This window comes from Bacteroides sp. B1-V-101, from assembly GCF_023656585.1.
In the GTDB taxonomy this organism is placed as follows: Bacteria; Bacteroidota; Bacteroidia; order Bacteroidales; family Bacteroidaceae; genus Bacteroides; species Bacteroides thetaiotaomicron.
Genome location: NZ_JAMOKH010000027.1, coordinates 60,101 through 76,434 on the forward strand (window position 1 = coordinate 60,101; position 16,334 = coordinate 76,434).

9 protein-coding genes are annotated in these 16,334 nt (G+C 46.0%); all 9 read left to right on the plus strand.

The features are described 5' to 3' along the window. Positions 1-103: 103 nt before the first annotated feature. The 9 genes from NBH01_RS18275 to mreD all read left to right on the plus strand — a co-directional run bounded on the left by NBH01_RS18275 (position 104) and on the right by mreD (position 16,334). On the plus strand, positions 104-4,612 hold the full coding sequence (locus NBH01_RS18275; RefSeq protein WP_225679424.1) for a translocation/assembly module TamB domain-containing protein: 4,509 nt from the start codon (positions 104-106) through the stop codon (positions 4,610-4,612). A 2-nt stretch (positions 4,613-4,614) separates the two neighbouring features. Further along, entirely contained in the window at positions 4,615-6,981 is a 2,367-nt protein-coding gene (gene tamL / locus NBH01_RS18280) for a translocation and assembly module lipoprotein TamL (RefSeq protein WP_074859259.1), read from the plus strand. Positions 6,982-7,109: 128 nt separating this feature from the next. Beyond that, positions 7,110-8,021 (plus strand): nucleotidyltransferase family protein, encoded by a 912-nt coding sequence (locus NBH01_RS18285; RefSeq protein WP_225679422.1) that lies wholly within the window; start codon positions 7,110-7,112, stop codon positions 8,019-8,021. Positions 8,022-8,164: 143 nt separating this feature from the next. Then, positions 8,165-10,120 (plus strand): ABC-F family ATP-binding cassette domain-containing protein, encoded by a 1,956-nt coding sequence (locus tag NBH01_RS18290; RefSeq protein ID WP_234141552.1) that lies wholly within the window; start codon positions 8,165-8,167, stop codon positions 10,118-10,120. A 13-nt stretch (positions 10,121-10,133) separates the two neighbouring features. Beyond that, positions 10,134-12,170, plus strand: a complete 2,037-nt coding sequence (locus NBH01_RS18295) for a M13 family metallopeptidase (protein WP_225679418.1) — start codon at positions 10,134-10,136, stop codon at positions 12,168-12,170. A 151-nt stretch (positions 12,171-12,321) separates the two neighbouring features. Continuing rightward, positions 12,322-13,845: a bifunctional phosphoribosylaminoimidazolecarboxamide formyltransferase/IMP cyclohydrolase gene (gene purH, locus NBH01_RS18300; RefSeq protein ID WP_055220326.1), complete on the plus strand. Its 1,524-nt coding sequence runs from the start codon at positions 12,322-12,324 to the stop codon at positions 13,843-13,845. Between the two features lie 107 nt (positions 13,846-13,952). Next, positions 13,953-14,975: a rod shape-determining protein gene (locus NBH01_RS18305; protein WP_008762747.1), complete on the plus strand. Its 1,023-nt coding sequence runs from the start codon at positions 13,953-13,955 to the stop codon at positions 14,973-14,975. A gap of 19 nt (positions 14,976-14,994) precedes the next feature. Further along, entirely contained in the window at positions 14,995-15,837 is an 843-nt protein-coding gene (gene mreC / locus NBH01_RS18310; protein WP_250700210.1) for a rod shape-determining protein MreC, read from the plus strand. After that, the gene (gene mreD, locus NBH01_RS18315) at positions 15,837-16,334 is read left to right on the plus strand and encodes a rod shape-determining protein MreD (protein ID WP_008762749.1); all 498 of its coding nucleotides are present in this window, start codon (positions 15,837-15,839) and stop codon (positions 16,332-16,334) included. The genes mreC and mreD overlap by 1 nt, the downstream gene beginning before the upstream one ends.

Below are 16,334 nucleotides of genomic sequence, written 5' to 3' on the forward strand. Positions count from 1 at the left end.
ATGTAACCATAACCTCCGCCTTTTTCACATTTTAGCTCTTGGACAAACCTTTTTTCAAAGTAATTTGTTTACTTTGTATCACTTTTACACTGACACATCCTGCATGAAACGAAAATGGATAAGACGGGTGGGCTGGATATTGCTTACTCCTATAATACTTTTTGTAATACTGATGGTATTACTTTATATACCTCCTGTTCAGAATCTTTTGCGACGGGAGGTTACTGCGTATGCTTCTAAGGCAACCGGAATGCAGATTCAGGTGGAACGGATAGACCTTCGTTTTCCATTAAATCTGCTGGTACGAGGGGTGGAAGTCATACAGCAGCCGGACACCTTATTGTCTTTGGAAAGCCTGAATGTCCGCGTACAGGCATGGCCGTTGCTCAAAGGAAAAGTCGAAGTTGACGAGGTTACCTTAAGTCAGGTGGCGGTCAACTCAGCCAATCTGATAGAGGGGATGCAGATAAAAGGCGTTTTGGGACGTTTCTTTCTGCAAAGTCATGGGGTCGATTTATCGAACGAAACGGCAGTTGTCAATCGGACAGAGCTATCCGATACTCATATACAACTTCTGATGACTGATACCACGACCACTCCCAAAGACACGACGGCATCTGCCCCCGTGAACTGGAAGGTGAACCTTCATCAACTGAAGTTGAAGAATGTATCATTCGGTATGAAACTGCCTGCCGACTCCATGAAGATGGCGGCGTACATAGGCGAAGCGACCATTGATGACGCCAAAGCGGATTTAAAGAACCAGTTTTATGGATTGAAGCAATTCCTTTTGTCGGGTGCCTCCGCCAGTTATGACACCGGAGAAGCCCAACCGTCGGAAGGTTTTGACGCCTCTCATATAGCAGTCCGGAATATCCGCATCGGATTGGACTCTCTGCTCTACGAAGGCAGAAATATGAACGCTGTGATTCGTGAAATAACGATGGAAGAGCGTTCGGGACTGAGTATTACTTCACTGACAGGGCGACTCTTTTCGAATGATTCTATCATCCGCATTCCTGAACTGAAACTGCAAACCCCACATTCTGAAATAGACCTGTCCGCCCAGACTTATTGGGAACTCGTAAATATCCCGACGACAGGACGTTTATCCGCCAGCTTTAACGCACATATAGGCAAAGAGGACGTGATGCTTTTTGCCGGCGGACTGCCTCAAACGTTTAAAGAAGCATATCCGTTCCGTCCGTTAGTGATCCGTGCCGGTACGGATGGGAATCTGAAAGAAATGCAGATTTCGCGCTTCACAGTAGACTTGCCGGGAGCTTTCTCGCTAAAGGGGGGAGGAATCCTTGAAAACCTGACGGACAGTCTGACTCGTTCGGGAACTATTGGGCTGGATATGGTTACCCGGAATCTGAACTTCCTGACAGGATTGACCGGAGTCACACCCGATGGCTCTTTGGTAATTCCCGACAGTATGAGTCTCAAGATGAAGATGGAGATGAACGGCCCGCAGTATAAAGCAAAACTTGATTTGAAAGAAGGCAAGGGCAGCATGAATGTAAATGCCGCATTAAACAGTTCGACAGAAGTTTATACGGCCGATCTGAAAATAAACGATCTGCAACTGCATCATTTTCTCCCGAAAGACTCGATTTATGAACTGTCTCTTTCGGCAGATGCCAAGGGCAGAGGGCTGGATGTCATGTCCTTCCATTCTTTAGCCAATCTGAATCTTTCTTTGGACCAGCTTCATTACGCCCGCTATCATCTTTCGAATGTTCATTTGACGGGAAATCTTAAAGGTGCTTTGGCAACGGCTCAGCTTACCAGTGACAATGAACTCCTGAAAATGACGGCGGATGCAGAATATAATTTAGCTCATAGCTATCCGGATGGTAAAGTGACAATTGACGTTACTCAGCTTGATTTGTACGAACTGGGACTTATGCCCAAGCCGATGAAGCGTCCGTTGGCATTCAATTTAAGCGGAGAGGCACGGCAGAACCGTGTTTTCACTCATTTCACCGCCGGTGATATGAAACTGAATCTGAGTGCCCGTGCCGGTGTATATCCTCTGATTCGTCAGTCTACCCATTTTGTAGATGTGTTGATGAAGCAGGTGGATGAAAAACTCTTGGATCATGCTGCTTTGCGTGAAGCATTGCCATCGGCCATTTTCTCTTTCTCGGCAGGAAAGGAGAATCCGTTGGCATACTATATGGCAATGAAGAATATATCGTTCCATGATGCTTCCATGAAATTCGGCACTGCTCCCGATTGGGGAATCAACGGAAAAGCAGCCATCCATGCTTTGAAAGTGGATACCTTGCAACTGGATACGGTCTTTTTCACCGTCAAACAAGATACTACCCGTATGAACCTCCGTGCCGGAGTAATCAACGGACCGAAGAATCCCCAGTTTTCCTTCTCCACTATTCTGACAGGCGAGATTCGCGACCGCGATGCCGAGCTGTTGGCAGAATATAAGAACGAAAAGGGGAAAACCGGTGTGTTGCTCGGAGTCAATGCCCGTCCGCTGGTTGGAGGACGTGGAAAAGGAGATGGACTGGCCTTTACACTGATTCCGGAAGAACCGATTATTGCGTTCCGTAAATTCCATTTCAACGAAGATCATAACTGGATTTATCTGCACAAGAATATGCGCGTGTATGCCAATGTGGATATGTGGGATGATGAAGGCATGGGCTTCCGTGTGCATTCGGTACAGGGAGATACGGTCTCTTTGCAGAATATCGATGTCGAAATCCGGAGAATCCGCTTGGATGAAATAACGAGCGTACTGCCTTACTTTCCCGAAATCACCGGATTGTTCTCGGCAGAAGCACACTACATACAGACCGAAAAGGACCTTCAGCTCTCTGCGGAAGCATCCATTGATGAACTGACTTATGAACGCCAGCGCATTGGTGACATTACGTTGGGAGCTACATGGCTGCCGGGCGAACAGGGAAAACAATACCTCAACGCTTATCTGAATCATGATAAGGTAGAAGTGCTGATAGCAGATGGCAAGCTGCTCCCTACCTCGACGGGAAAGGATAGCCTGGAAGTAAATACGACGTTGGAACACTTCCCGCTTCGTATTGCCAACGCCTTTATTCCCGACGGGCTGGTTACGCTTGCCGGTGATATGGACGGTGACCTGAATATAACAGGCAGTACCGAGCAGCCATTGATAAACGGTGAACTGATACTGGACAGCGTATCTGTCCTGTCACGCCAGTATGGTGCTAACTTCCTGTTTGATAACCGCCCAGTGCAGTTAAAGAACAATCGTCTGATATTTGATAAGTTCGCCATCTACACCACAGGAAAGAATCCGTTTACGATCGACGGTTATGTCGATTTCCGTGATATGTCCCGACCGATGGCGAGTCTGAATCTGCTGGCGGAAAACTATACCTTGTTGAATGCGAAGCGTACCCGCGAAAGCCTTGTCTACGGAAAAGTCTTTGCGGACTTGCGGGCAACCATAAAAGGCCCGTTGGACGGGCTGAATATGCGTGGAAACCTGAATCTGCTGGGCAATACGGATGTCTCGTATGTACTGACCGATTCACCGCTGACCGTACAGGATCGTCTGGGAAGTCTGGTGACATTTACTTCATTTAGTGATACCACCACAGTTGTCCGTCAGGAAGTGCCTACCGTATCTTTAGGTGGGCTGGATATGCTGATGATGGTTCATATCGACCCTTCAGTCAGGGTGAAAGTGGACTTGGATGCCAGTGACAATCGTATCGAACTGGAAGGCGGCGGCGATCTTTCGATGAAATACACTCCACAGGGAGACCTGACATTGACCGGACGTTACACACTGAGCGGTGGACTGATGAAGTATTCTCTGCCTATCATTGCAGTCAAGGAATTTGCCATCGATAACGGCAGCTATGTAGATTGGACCGGAAACCCGATGGACCCCATGCTGAACTTCAAGGCAACCGATCGTATCCGCGCTTCCGTATCCGAAGGAGAGAACGGAGGAACGAGAATGGTTAACTTTGACGTTTCCATTGTCGTAAAGAACCGGTTGGACAACCTGTCTTTTGCTTTCGACGTAGCGGCCCCGGAAGATGCGACCATACAGAATGAACTGACAGCAATGGGAGCGGAAGAACGTGGAAAACAGGCACTTTATATCATGTTGATGAAAACCTATCTCGGCACCGGACCGATCGGCGGTGGAGGCGGCGGACTTGGCAAGCTGAATATGGGTTCTGCCCTGAACTCCGTACTGAGCAGTCAGATAAATTCACTGATGGGTAACCTGAAGAATGCCAGCGTCTCTGTGGGTGTCGAAGATCATGACGCCTCGGATACCGGCGGCAAGCGTACGGATTACAGTTTCCGTTATTCGCAGCGCCTCTTCAATAACCGCTTCCAGATTGTAATCGGCGGTAAGGTATCGACGGGCGAAAATGCGACGAATGATGCCGAATCCTTCATTGACAATATCTCTTTGGAATATCGTCTGGACCGTACGGGAACCCGTTATGTCCGTTTGTTCTACGATAAGAACTATGAGAGTGTACTCGAAGGCGAGATTACGGAAACTGGAGTCGGTCTGGTACTTCGCAAGAAACTGGATAAACTCAGTGAACTGTTCATCTTTAAGAAAAAGAAGTAAGAATGAAAGATATACGTATTAACATATTAGCAGGCTGTCTTATAGGTATAGTGTTGTTCTCGGCGTGTTCGGTGACGAAACATCTGCCCGAAGATGAAATACTCTATACCGGAGGAAAAACGGTGATTGTCAATAAGTCATCGACACGGGTTGGTGAAACTGCTTTGACGGAAATCAATGCGGCACTTGCCAAAACTCCCAGTACTACTCTGTTGGGAGGTTTTCTGCCTATTCCTTTTAAAATGTGGATGTATAATGACTTCGTGAAATACAAGAAAGGATTCGGTAAGTGGATGTTTAACCGCTTTGCCGCCAATCCGCCTGTCTTTATTTCTACTGTCAACCCCGAAGTACGTGTCAAGGTGGCCACTAACCTGCTCCGTGATTACGGATATTTCAATGGAAAAGTGACTTACGAGACCTTGGTCGATAAGAAAGATAGTCTGAAAGCAAGTCTGCTTTATACGGTAGATATGAAGAATCCTTATTTCATAGATACTGTGTATTATCAGCGTTTCACTCCCCAGACTCTGAAGATCATGGAACGCGGACGTCGTATGTCTTATATCACCCCTGGCGAACAGTTTAATGTGGTGGATTTGGATGAAGAACGTTCCCGTATCAGTACCCTTTTGCGTAATCGGGGATATTTCTACTTCCGTCCGGATTATATGACCTATCAGGCGGATACAACCTTGGTTCCCGGCGGACATATCAGTCTTCGTCTGATTCCTCTTCCGGGATTACCGGCTGCCGCTCAACGTTCTTACTATGTAGGAGATGCTTCGGTCTATCTCTTCGGAAAGAATGGCGAGGCACCTAATGACAGTATCTTGTACAAGAATCTGAATATCCACTATTATGATAAATTGCAGGTCCGTCCGAATATGCTCTATCGATGGATGAACTATCAGCAGTTTGTACGGAGCAAACAGATGAGGGCTTCCAACCGTACCCGCCTTTATAGCCAGTATCGGCAGGAGCAGGTGCAGGAGAAATTGAGTCAGCTCGGTATATTCAGCTATATGGATATGCAATATGCTCCCCGAGATACGACAGCGGCTTGTGATACACTGGATGTCACTATGCAGGCTACGTTTGCCAAACCGTTGGATGCGGAACTGGAACTGAATGTAGTAACGAAGAGTAATGACCAGACCGGTCCCGGTGCATCTTTCGGTGTCACCCGTAATAATGTATTCGGAGGTGGTGAAAGCTGGAACGTAAAACTGAAAGGCTCTTATGAATGGCAGACCGGAGGCGGTGAGAAGAGTTCACTGATGAACAGTTGGGAAATGGGGCTTTCTACTTCTCTGACTTTCCCGAGAGTCGTGTTCCCGCATCTGGGTAAAAGGGAGTTTGACTTCCCGGCCACGACGACCTTCCGTCTGTATATCAACCAGCTGAACCGGGCAAAGTATTATAAACTGCTGTCCTTTGGCGGCAATGCTACATACGATTTCCAGCCCTCCCGTACCAGCCGGCATAGTATTACTCCTTTTAAACTGACATTTAATGTCTTGCAGCATCAGTCTGCGGAATTTAAAGAGATAGCTGAAGCTAATCCTGCACTGTATGTCAGTCTTAGGAATCAGTTTATTCCGGCGATGGAATATACGTATACGTATGACAATGCTTCGGTTCGCAGGATAAAGAACCCTATCTGGTGGCAGTCTACTGTCACTTCGGCGGGTAATATCACTTCCCTTATTTACCGTGCTTTTGGCAAGCCGTTCAATGAAGAAGATAAAAGTTTATTAGGTGCTCCGTTTGCACAGTTTGTGAAGTTGAATACGGAGTTGCGTCATTTGTGGAACATAGATAAGAATAATGCGATAGCCAGTCGGGTGGCAGTAGGTGCACTGTTTACTTATGGCAACGCTACGATAGCTCCCTATAGTGAACAATTTTATGTAGGTGGTGCCAATAGTATCCGCGCTTTTACAGTGCGCAGCGTCGGTCCGGGCGGTTATCATCCGGAAGAGGGAAAATATTCCTATCTGGATCAGACCGGTACATTCCGCTTTGAGGCGAATGTGGAATATCGTTTCCGTATTTTCAAGAGCTTTTGGGGAGCTACCTTTCTGGATGCAGGAAATGTGTGGTTGTTGCGCAAAGACAGAAAGCTTTTGGCTGATGGAAAAGAAGCACGTCCCGATTCACAACTGCGTCTGAAGACTTTCCCTAAACAAATAGCTTTGGGAACCGGTGTCGGTATCCGTTATGATATGGATATTCTCGTATTCCGTCTTGACTTCGGTATTCCTCTGCATCTGCCTTATGATACGGATCGTAGCGGCTATTATAATGTAACCGGAGCTTTCTTTAAGAATCTGGGAATACATTTTGCTATCGGTTACCCGTTCTAATGAATGATTTTTGTACGATTTTAGTGAATAATGATTGATATTTGTCCTGTTGGATTCAACTATTTTTGTAAATTTGCAACGAAATCTGATGCCATTGACATCACTAACCTTTTAATATTACACAATTTATGAAACCAACTTTATTCTTATTGGCTGCTGGTATGGGTAGCCGTTATGGAGGCTTGAAGCAATTGGACGGACTGGGTCCTAACGGCGAAACTATTATGGATTACTCTATCTATGATGCTATCAACGCAGGATTTGGTAAGCTTGTATTTGTAATCCGCAAAGATTTTGAACAGGATTTCCGCGAAAAGATTATTTCTAAATACGAAGGCCATATTCCTTGCGAACTGGTATTCCAGTCTATCGATGATCTTCCGGAAGGCTTCACTTGTCCGGCAGACCGTACCAAACCATGGGGTACAAATCATGCGGTAATGATGGGAGCTGATGTGATTAATGAACCGTTTGCGGTAATCAACTGCGATGACTTCTATGGTCGTGACTCGTTCCAGGTAATGGGCAAATTCCTGTCTGCTCTTCCCGAAAATTCCAAGAATGTTTATTCAATGGTAGGTTTCCGTGTGGGAAATACGTTGAGCGAAAGCGGTACGGTATCTCGTGGTATCTGCAGTACAGATGCTAACAACTTGCTGACTTCCGTAGTGGAACGTACGAAGATCCAACGTCTGGACGGTGAAGTAAAATACATTGATGATAACGGTGAATGGACAGCTACTCCTGATACGACTCCGGTTAGTATGAACTTCTGGGGTTTTACTCCTGACTATTTTGCTTACAGCGAAGAGTTCTTCAAGACTTTCCTGAGCGATCCGAAGAACATGGAGAACCTGAAGAGCGAATTCTTTATCCCGCTGATGGTGGATAAATTGATTAACGACGGAACTGCAACTGTGGAAGTTCTGGATACTACCAGCAAATGGTTTGGGGTAACTTATCCGGAAGACCGTCAGAGCGTAGTGGACAAGATTCAGGCATTGGTAGATGCCGGTGAATACCCTGCTAAATTGTTCTAAAGAAAAGCTTTTGATAAAGATCAGGAAGCAGTCATTCTTATGAATGACTGCTTTTTTTGTCTTTCATAACGGATAATACTGCCCTTTATCCAATAATTATTCATTATCTTTGCAATCCAAAATCTTATAAATCAGAGACAGAAGTGATTTCAGTAGAAGGATTATCAGTAGAATTTAATGCGACACCGCTCTTTGCGGATGTCAGCTATGTGATCAATAAAAAAGACCGCATCGCTTTGGTCGGCAAGAATGGTGCGGGCAAATCGACTATGCTGAAAATATTGGCAGGTCTGCAAACACCGACCCGCGGAGTGGTAGCCGTCCCTAAAGATGTAACGATCGGCTACCTGCCGCAAGTCATGATCCTTTCGGATGTCCGCACGGTGATGGAGGAAGCAGAACTCGCTTTCGAGCATATTTTCGAACTTCAGGCAAACCTTGAACGGATGAATCAGCAGCTTGCCGACCGCACCGACTATGAATCCGAAGAATACCACCAGTTGATAGACCGCTTCACACACGAAAACGACCGTTTCCTGATGATGGGTGGAACCAATTTTCAGGCGGAAATAGAACGTACCCTGTTGGGATTGGGCTTTAGCAGGGAAGACTTTAACCGTTCGACTTCCGAATTCTCCGGCGGCTGGCGTATGCGTATCGAACTAGCGAAGCTCTTGCTTCGTCGTCCGGATGTGCTGCTCCTTGATGAGCCGACTAACCATCTGGATATCGAGAGTATACAATGGCTGGAGAACTTCCTGTCTACCCGTGCCAATGCTGTTGTGCTGGTCAGCCACGACCGTGCTTTCCTTAATAATGTAACTACCCGTACGATTGAGATTACCTGCGGTCAGATTTATGACTATAAAGTGAAGTACGATGAGTTTGTCGTATTACGTAAAGAACGTCGTGAGCAGCAGCTCCGTGCCTATGAGAATCAGCAGAAGCAGATACAGGATACGGAAGACTTTATCGAACGTTTCCGCTATAAGGCAACCAAAGCCGTACAGGTGCAGAGTCGTATCAAACAACTGGAAAAGATAGACCGTATCGAGGTCGATGAGGAAGACAACTCTTCCCTCCGCCTGAAATTTCCTCCTGCCAGCCGTAGCGGGAATTATCCGGTTATCTGTGAAGACGTACGTAAGGCATACGGACATCACGTTGTTTTCCATGATGTGAATCTGACGATCAACAGAGGAGAAAAAGTCGCATTTGTCGGAAAGAACGGAGAAGGTAAATCTACGTTGGTGAAATGTATCATGGGCGAGATCGATTTTGATGGTAAACTGACGATCGGACATAACGTGCAGATCGGTTACTTTGCACAGAATCAGGCGCAGATGCTGGATGAAAACCTGACGGTATTTGATACGATCGACCGTGTGGCGACAGGAGATATCCGGTTGAAGATACGTGACATTTTGGGTGCATTCATGTTTGGCGGAGAGGCCTCGGATAAAAAAGTGAAAGTGCTTTCCGGTGGAGAACGTACCCGTCTGGCTATGATTAAGTTGCTGCTGGAACCGGTGAACTTCCTGATTCTGGACGAACCTACCAATCATCTGGATATGCGTTCCAAAGATGTACTGAAAGAAGCTATCCGCGAATTTGACGGAACAGTGATACTTGTCAGCCACGACCGTGATTTTTTGGACGGACTTGCGACTAAAGTATATGAGTTCGGTGGTGGAACAGTGAAAGAACATCTTGGCGGTATTTACGATTTCCTGCAAAAGAAGAAGATCGACAGCCTGAATGAACTTCAGAAAGGAGTTTCTCTCTCTACTTCTCCTACCGCATCTGCCAAAGGAAACGAAGCGGATACAGAGCAACCTTCGGAGAACAGACTCTCGTATGAAGCGCAGAAGGAACTCAATAAGAAGATAAAGAAGTTGGAACGCCAGGTGGCGGACTGTGAGGCTTCGATTGAAGAAACGGAATCGGCAATCGCCATTCTGGAAGCAAAGATGGCAACCCCGGAAGGAGCATCGGATATGCAACTGTATGAACGGCATCAGAAGCTGAAACAGCAATTGGATACCACCGTTGAAGAGTGGGAACGGGTTTCGATGGAACTGGAAGAAGTGAAAAACTAATTTATTATATAATATGAAAGTAACCAAGTATTTACCAATTCTTGCCGTATGCCTTATGACAACAGGATGTAATAGCAAGAAAGAGGCCGTACTAACGTCCGGTATCGACCTTGCTAATCTGGATACCACGGCAATGCCGGGTACAAGTTTTTATCAGTATGCCTGCGGTGGGTGGATTGAAAGTCATCCGCTGACAGACGAGTATTCACGCTTCGGCTCTTTCGATATGCTTCACGAGAAAAGCCGCGAACAGTTGAAAGAACTGATTGCAGAACTGGCTGCAAAGAAAGACAACGCTCCGGGCAGTGCTGCCCAGAAAGTGGGTGATCTTTATAACATCGCTATGGACAGCGTGAAGCTGAACAAAGAAGGAGCAGCTCCGATCAAAGAAGAAATGGCGGCTATCGATGCGCTCAAAGATAAAGAAGAGATTTACAACTACATTGCCGAAAGTCAGAAGAAAGGAATACGTCCTTACTTTACCATGTTTGTTAGTGCGGATGATATGAACAGCTCTATGAACATAGTGCAGACCTATCAGGGCGGTCTCGGAATGGGACAGCGTGACTACTATCTGGAGAATGACGAGCAGACGAAGAGTATCCGCGATAAATATAAGGAACACCTCGTTAAAATGTTCCAGTTGGCCGGCTATGACGAAGCTACCGCACAGAAAGCAATGGTGGCCGTGATGAACATCGAAACACGTCTTGCCAAAGCTGCCCGTTCTCAAGTAGAATTGCGTGATCCGCATGCCAACTATAATAAGATGGACATGGAAACGCTGAAAAAGAACTTTCCTACTTTCAACTGGGATGTTTACTTCACTACTTCGGGACTGAGTGACTTGAAAGAAGTGAATATCGGTCAGCCTGCAGCTATGAAGGAAGTTGCCGATGTTATTAATACAGTGCCTCTTGAAGACCAGAAGTTTTATCTTCAATGGAATCTGATCGATGCCGCAGCCTCTTTCCTTAGTGATGATTTCGTGGCACAAAACTTCGATTTCTATAGCAAGACAATGTCCGGCAAGAAAGAAATGCAGCCTCGCTGGAAACGTGCGGTAAGCACTGTAGACGGCTCTTTGGGTGAAGTCGTAGGGCAGATGTATGTCGAAAAATACTTCCCTGCCGCTGCCAAAGAACGTATGGTTGGATTGGTGAAGAATTTGCAGACTTCTCTGGGCGAACGTATCAAAGCGCTGGAATGGATGAGCGAACCGACAAAGGTGAAAGCATTAGAGAAACTGGCTACTTTCCATGTAAAGATCGGTTACCCGGATAAATGGAAAGATTACTCTGCTCTGGAGATCAAAGACGACTCTTATTGGGCAAATATCGAGCGTGCCAGCCAATGGGATTTCAATGACATGATTGCGAAAGCCGGTAAGCCGGTTGACAAGGACGAATGGTTGATGACACCTCAGACGGTGAACGCTTACTATAACCCGACAACCAACGAAATCTGTTTCCCAGCTGCTATCCTGCAGGCTCCGTTCTTTGATATGAACGCTGACGATGCGATGAACTATGGTGCTATCGGTGTGGTAATCGGCCATGAAATGACTCACGGATTCGATGATCAGGGTCGTCAATACGACAAGGATGGTAACCTGAAAGACTGGTGGACAGAAGAAGATGCTAAAAAGTTCGAGGAACGTGCTCAAGTGATGGTTAACTTCTTTGACAGCATAGAAGTGGCTCCCGGTGTACATGCAAACGGTGAACTTACTTTGGGAGAGAACATTGCCGACCACGGTGGCTTGCAGGTTTCTTTCGCAGCTTTCAAGAAAGCAATGGAAACAGCACCGCTGGAAGTTGTTGACGGATTTACTCCCGAACAACGTTTCTTCCTTGCTTATGCTAATGTATGGGCAGGACACATCCGTCCGGAAGAGATTCTCCGACTGACCAAACTCGATCCTCACTCTTTAGGAAAATGGCGTGTGGACGGGGCATTGCCTCATATCCAGAACTGGTACGAAGCATTCAATATCACAGAACATGATCCTATGTTCGTAGCGAAGGACAAACGAGTGTCTATCTGGTAATAGATTTTGATTAGAAGCTCTATATGAGAAGAAGCGTTGACTTTCCAACAGGAATAGTCAACGCTTTTTTTTATTAATTCACACCTTATTTATTACGTACGATAAACAATATTTCGTAACTTTGCGCATCAAATACTTAATAAGCAATTCAATGTCAGAGTCTAAAAGAATAAAAACTGCATTGGTATCTGTATACCATAAGGAAGGTTTGGATGAAATTATTACCAAACTTTACGAAGAAGGAGTAGAGTTTCTCTCAACAGGTGGAACTCGTCAGTTTATTGAATCACTAGGATATCCCTGTAAGGCAGTGGAAGATTTGACCACTTATCCTTCCATTCTTGGTGGTAGAGTGAAGACATTACATCCGAAGATTTTCGGAGGTATCCTTTGCCGTCGTGACCTGGAACAGGATATTCAACAGATTGAAAAGTATGAAATCCCCGAAATAGATTTGGTTATTGTCGACCTGTATCCGTTTGAAGCTACCGTAGCTTCCGGCGCATCCGAAGCAGACATCATTGAAAAAATCGATATAGGTGGAATCTCTTTGATTCGTGCTGCTGCCAAGAATTATAACGATGTCATCATCGTGGCTTCTCAGGCACAATATAAGCCATTGCTGGATATGCTGATGGAACATGGCGCTACTTCTTCACTCGAAGAACGTCGCTGGATGGCAAAAGAAGCGTTTGCCGTTTCTTCTCACTACGACTCAGCTATCTTCAATTATTTCGATGCCGGCGAAGGTTCTGCTTTCCGTTGTTCGGTAAACAACCAGAAGCAACTCCGTTACGGTGAAAACCCTCATCAGAAAGGTTATTTCTACGGAAATCTGGACGCCATGTTCGATCAGATTCACGGTAAGGAAATCTCTTATAACAACTTGCTGGACATCAATGCTGCCGTCGATCTGATCGACGAATACGAAGATTTGACTTTCGCTATCCTGAAACATAATAATGCTTGCGGTCTGGCTTCTCGTCCAACTGTATTGGAAGCATGGACAGACGCGTTGGCCGGTGATCCCGTTTCCGCTTTCGGAGGCGTATTGATTACTAACGGAGTGGTTGACAAAGCAGCAGCCGAAGAGATCAACAAGATATTCTTCGAAGTGATTATTGCGCCGGACTATGACGTAGACGCGCTCGAAATTTTGGGACAGAAAAAGAACCGCATCATCCTGGTTCGCAAAGAAGCCAAACTGCCGAAGAAACAGTTCCGTGCTTTGCTGAACGGTGTATTGGTGCAGGACAAAGATATGAATATTGAAACGGTTGCCGATCTGAGAACTGTGACAGACAAAGCTCCTACTCCGGAAGAAGTGGAAGATATGTTGTTTGCCAACAAGATTGTTAAGAACAGCAAGTCGAACGCTATCGTGCTGGCAAAAGGCAAACAGCTTCTTGCAAGCGGTGTGGGACAGACTTCACGGGTGGACGCCTTGAAGCAAGCGATTGAAAAAGCCAAATCATTCGGATTCGATCTGAACGGTGCGGTAATGGCTTCAGATGCTTTCTTCCCCTTCCCGGATTGCGTGGAAATAGCAGACAAAGAAGGTATTACGGCAGTCATCCAGCCGGGCGGCTCGGTGAAAGACGATCTTACTTTTGCTTACTGCAACGAGCACGGTATGGCGATGGTGACCACCGGTATCCGTCATTTTAAACATTAAAAACAGGCATTAAGTATTAGGTATTAAGTATTAACCTTGCGGATAAGGCAGTCTACTTTATACCTGATACTTTATACCTAATACTTAATACTTAATACTTTATATTAATGGGATTATTCTCTTTTACACAAGAAATAGCGATGGACTTGGGGACAGCCAATACCATCATCATCACAAACGGGAAAATTGTGGTGGATGAGCCTTCGGTTGTGGCCTTGGATCGCCGTACAGATAAGATGATCGCCGTTGGGGAAAAGGCGAAGTTGATGCACGAAAAGACCCACGAAAATATACGTACTATTCGTCCGTTGAGGGATGGAGTGATCGCCGACTTCTATGCTTGCGAGCAAATGATGCGCGGTTTGATTAAGCAGGTAAATACTCGTAATCACTTGTTTTCGCCGTCACTTCGTATGGTGATCGGTGTGCCGTCGGGAAGTACGGAAGTAGAACTCCGTGCCGTTCGTGACTCGGCCGAGCATGCCGGTGGGCGTGACGTCTATCTGATATTCGAACCGATGGCTGCGGCAATCGGTATCGGTATTGATGTAGAAGCGCCCGAAGGAAACATGATCGTGGATATAGGTGGTGGGTCTACGGAAATTGCCGTTATCTCTTTGGGAGGTATCGTTTCCAACAACTCTATCCGTATCGCCGGTGATGATCTGACTGCGGATATCCAGGAGTATATGAGCCGTCAGCATAATGTGAAAGTCAGCGAACGTATGGCAGAACGTATTAAGATCAACGTGGGTGCTGCACTGACCGAGCTTGGCGATGACGCTCCGGAAGATTACATCGTTCATGGACCGAACCGTATCACAGCTCTTCCGATGGAAGTGCCCGTATGTTATCAGGAAGTGGCTCACTGTCTGGAGAAATCCATCTCCAAGGTTGAAACAGCCATCCTGAGTGCATTGGAAAATACACCGCCCGAACTGTATGCGGATATTGTACACAACGGTATCTATCTTGCCGGTGGTGGTGCATTGCTTCGCGGACTGGACAAGCGTTTGACAGATAAGATTAACATACCTTTCCACATTGCTGAAGATCCTTTGCACGCAGTAGCCAAAGGTACGGGTGTGGCATTAAAGAATGTAGACCGTTTCTCTTTCTTGATGAGATAAATAATACGGATCATTATTCATGCGGAATTTAATAGACTTCCTTTTGAAATACAATTACTGGTTCCTCTTCATCGTATTAGAGGTAGCCAGTTTTGTTTTGTTATTTCGGTTCAACAACTATCAGCAGAGTACTTTTTTTACATCTGCCAATGTCGTTGTGGGGGCAGTTTATGAAGTTTCGGGAGGAATAAGCTCTTATTTCCATCTCAAATCGGTCAACGCAGACTTGCTGGATCGTAATATGGCGCTCGAACAGCAGATCACTAATCTGGAAAAGGCGTTGCGGGAGCATCAGGTTGATTCGGTCACTGTAAACAGCATCAAGGAGATACCTCTGACAGATTATCAGTTGTTCAAGGCACACGTCATTAAGAACAGTCTGAATCAGGCGGATAATTATATAACGCTCGATCAGGGTTCTTCTGCCGGCATCCGTCCCGAAATGGGAGTGGTGGACGGAAACGGAATTGTGGGCATTGTCTATGAAACCTCCTCTTCGTATTCACTCGTGATATCGGTATTGAACAGCAAGTCAAATATTAGTTGCAAGATTGTCGGAAGTGACTACTTTGGTTATCTGAAGTGGGAGCATGGAGATTCCCGCTATGCGTATCTGAAAGATTTGCCTCGTCATGCAGAGTTTAATCTGGGTGATACGGTGGTGACAAGCGGCTTCTCTACCGTATTCCCCGAAGGAATCATGGTAGGAACAGTCGATGATATGTCCGACTCGCACGACGGATTGTCTTATTTGTTGAAAATCAAGTTGGCTACCGATTTCGGCAAGGTGAGTGATGTGCGGGTGATAGCCCGGAACGGTCAGCAGGAACAGAAAGAACTGGAAAATAAGGCTGTGAAATAATGATAATTACCTATATACATAGAATCGGATGGTTTATCGGGCTGGTACTTCTTCAGGTGCTGATCCTGAATAACGTACATATTGCCGGATATGCTACTCCCTTTCTCTACATTTACTTTATACTGAAATTCGCTTCCGGAACTTCCCGGAATGAGTTGATGTTGTGGGCTTTCTTCTTCGGACTAACCATTGATATCTTTGCCGATACTCCGGGGATGAATGCTGCGGCAACCGTGCTGCTGGCTTTCCTTCGTCCCTCCTTGCTGCGCCTGTTTACTCCGCGTGACAATCTGGACAGTATCATCCCTTCTTTCAAGAGCATGGGCATCACTCCTTTCCTGAAATATACCACGGCAAGTGTTTTCGTCCATAGCCTGGCATTACTCAGCATTGAGTTCTTCTCATTTACCAGCATCTGGCTGTTGTTATTGCGGGTGATTTCGTGCACCCTTCTGACTTTAACCTGCATTCTTGCTGTAGAAGGAATAAGGAGATAG

Bases quoted from the DNA above. Each gene is read 5' to 3' on its own strand.
- NBH01_RS18275 (WP_225679424.1), top strand. From the start codon at position 104: ATGAAACGAAAATGGATAAGACGGGTGGGCTGGATATTGCTTACTCCT.
- tamL (WP_074859259.1), top strand. From the start codon at position 4,615: ATGAAAGATATACGTATTAACATATTAGCAGGCTGTCTTATAGGTATA.
- NBH01_RS18285 (WP_225679422.1), top strand. From the start codon at position 7,110: ATGAAACCAACTTTATTCTTATTGGCTGCTGGTATGGGTAGCCGTTAT.
- NBH01_RS18295 (WP_225679418.1), top strand. From the start codon at position 10,134: ATGAAAGTAACCAAGTATTTACCAATTCTTGCCGTATGCCTTATGACA.
- purH (WP_055220326.1), top strand. From the start codon at position 12,322: ATGTCAGAGTCTAAAAGAATAAAAACTGCATTGGTATCTGTATACCAT.
- NBH01_RS18305 (WP_008762747.1), top strand. From the start codon at position 13,953: ATGGGATTATTCTCTTTTACACAAGAAATAGCGATGGACTTGGGGACA.
- mreC (WP_250700210.1), top strand. From the start codon at position 14,995: ATGCGGAATTTAATAGACTTCCTTTTGAAATACAATTACTGGTTCCTC.
- mreD (WP_008762749.1), top strand. From the start codon at position 15,837: ATGATAATTACCTATATACATAGAATCGGATGGTTTATCGGGCTGGTA.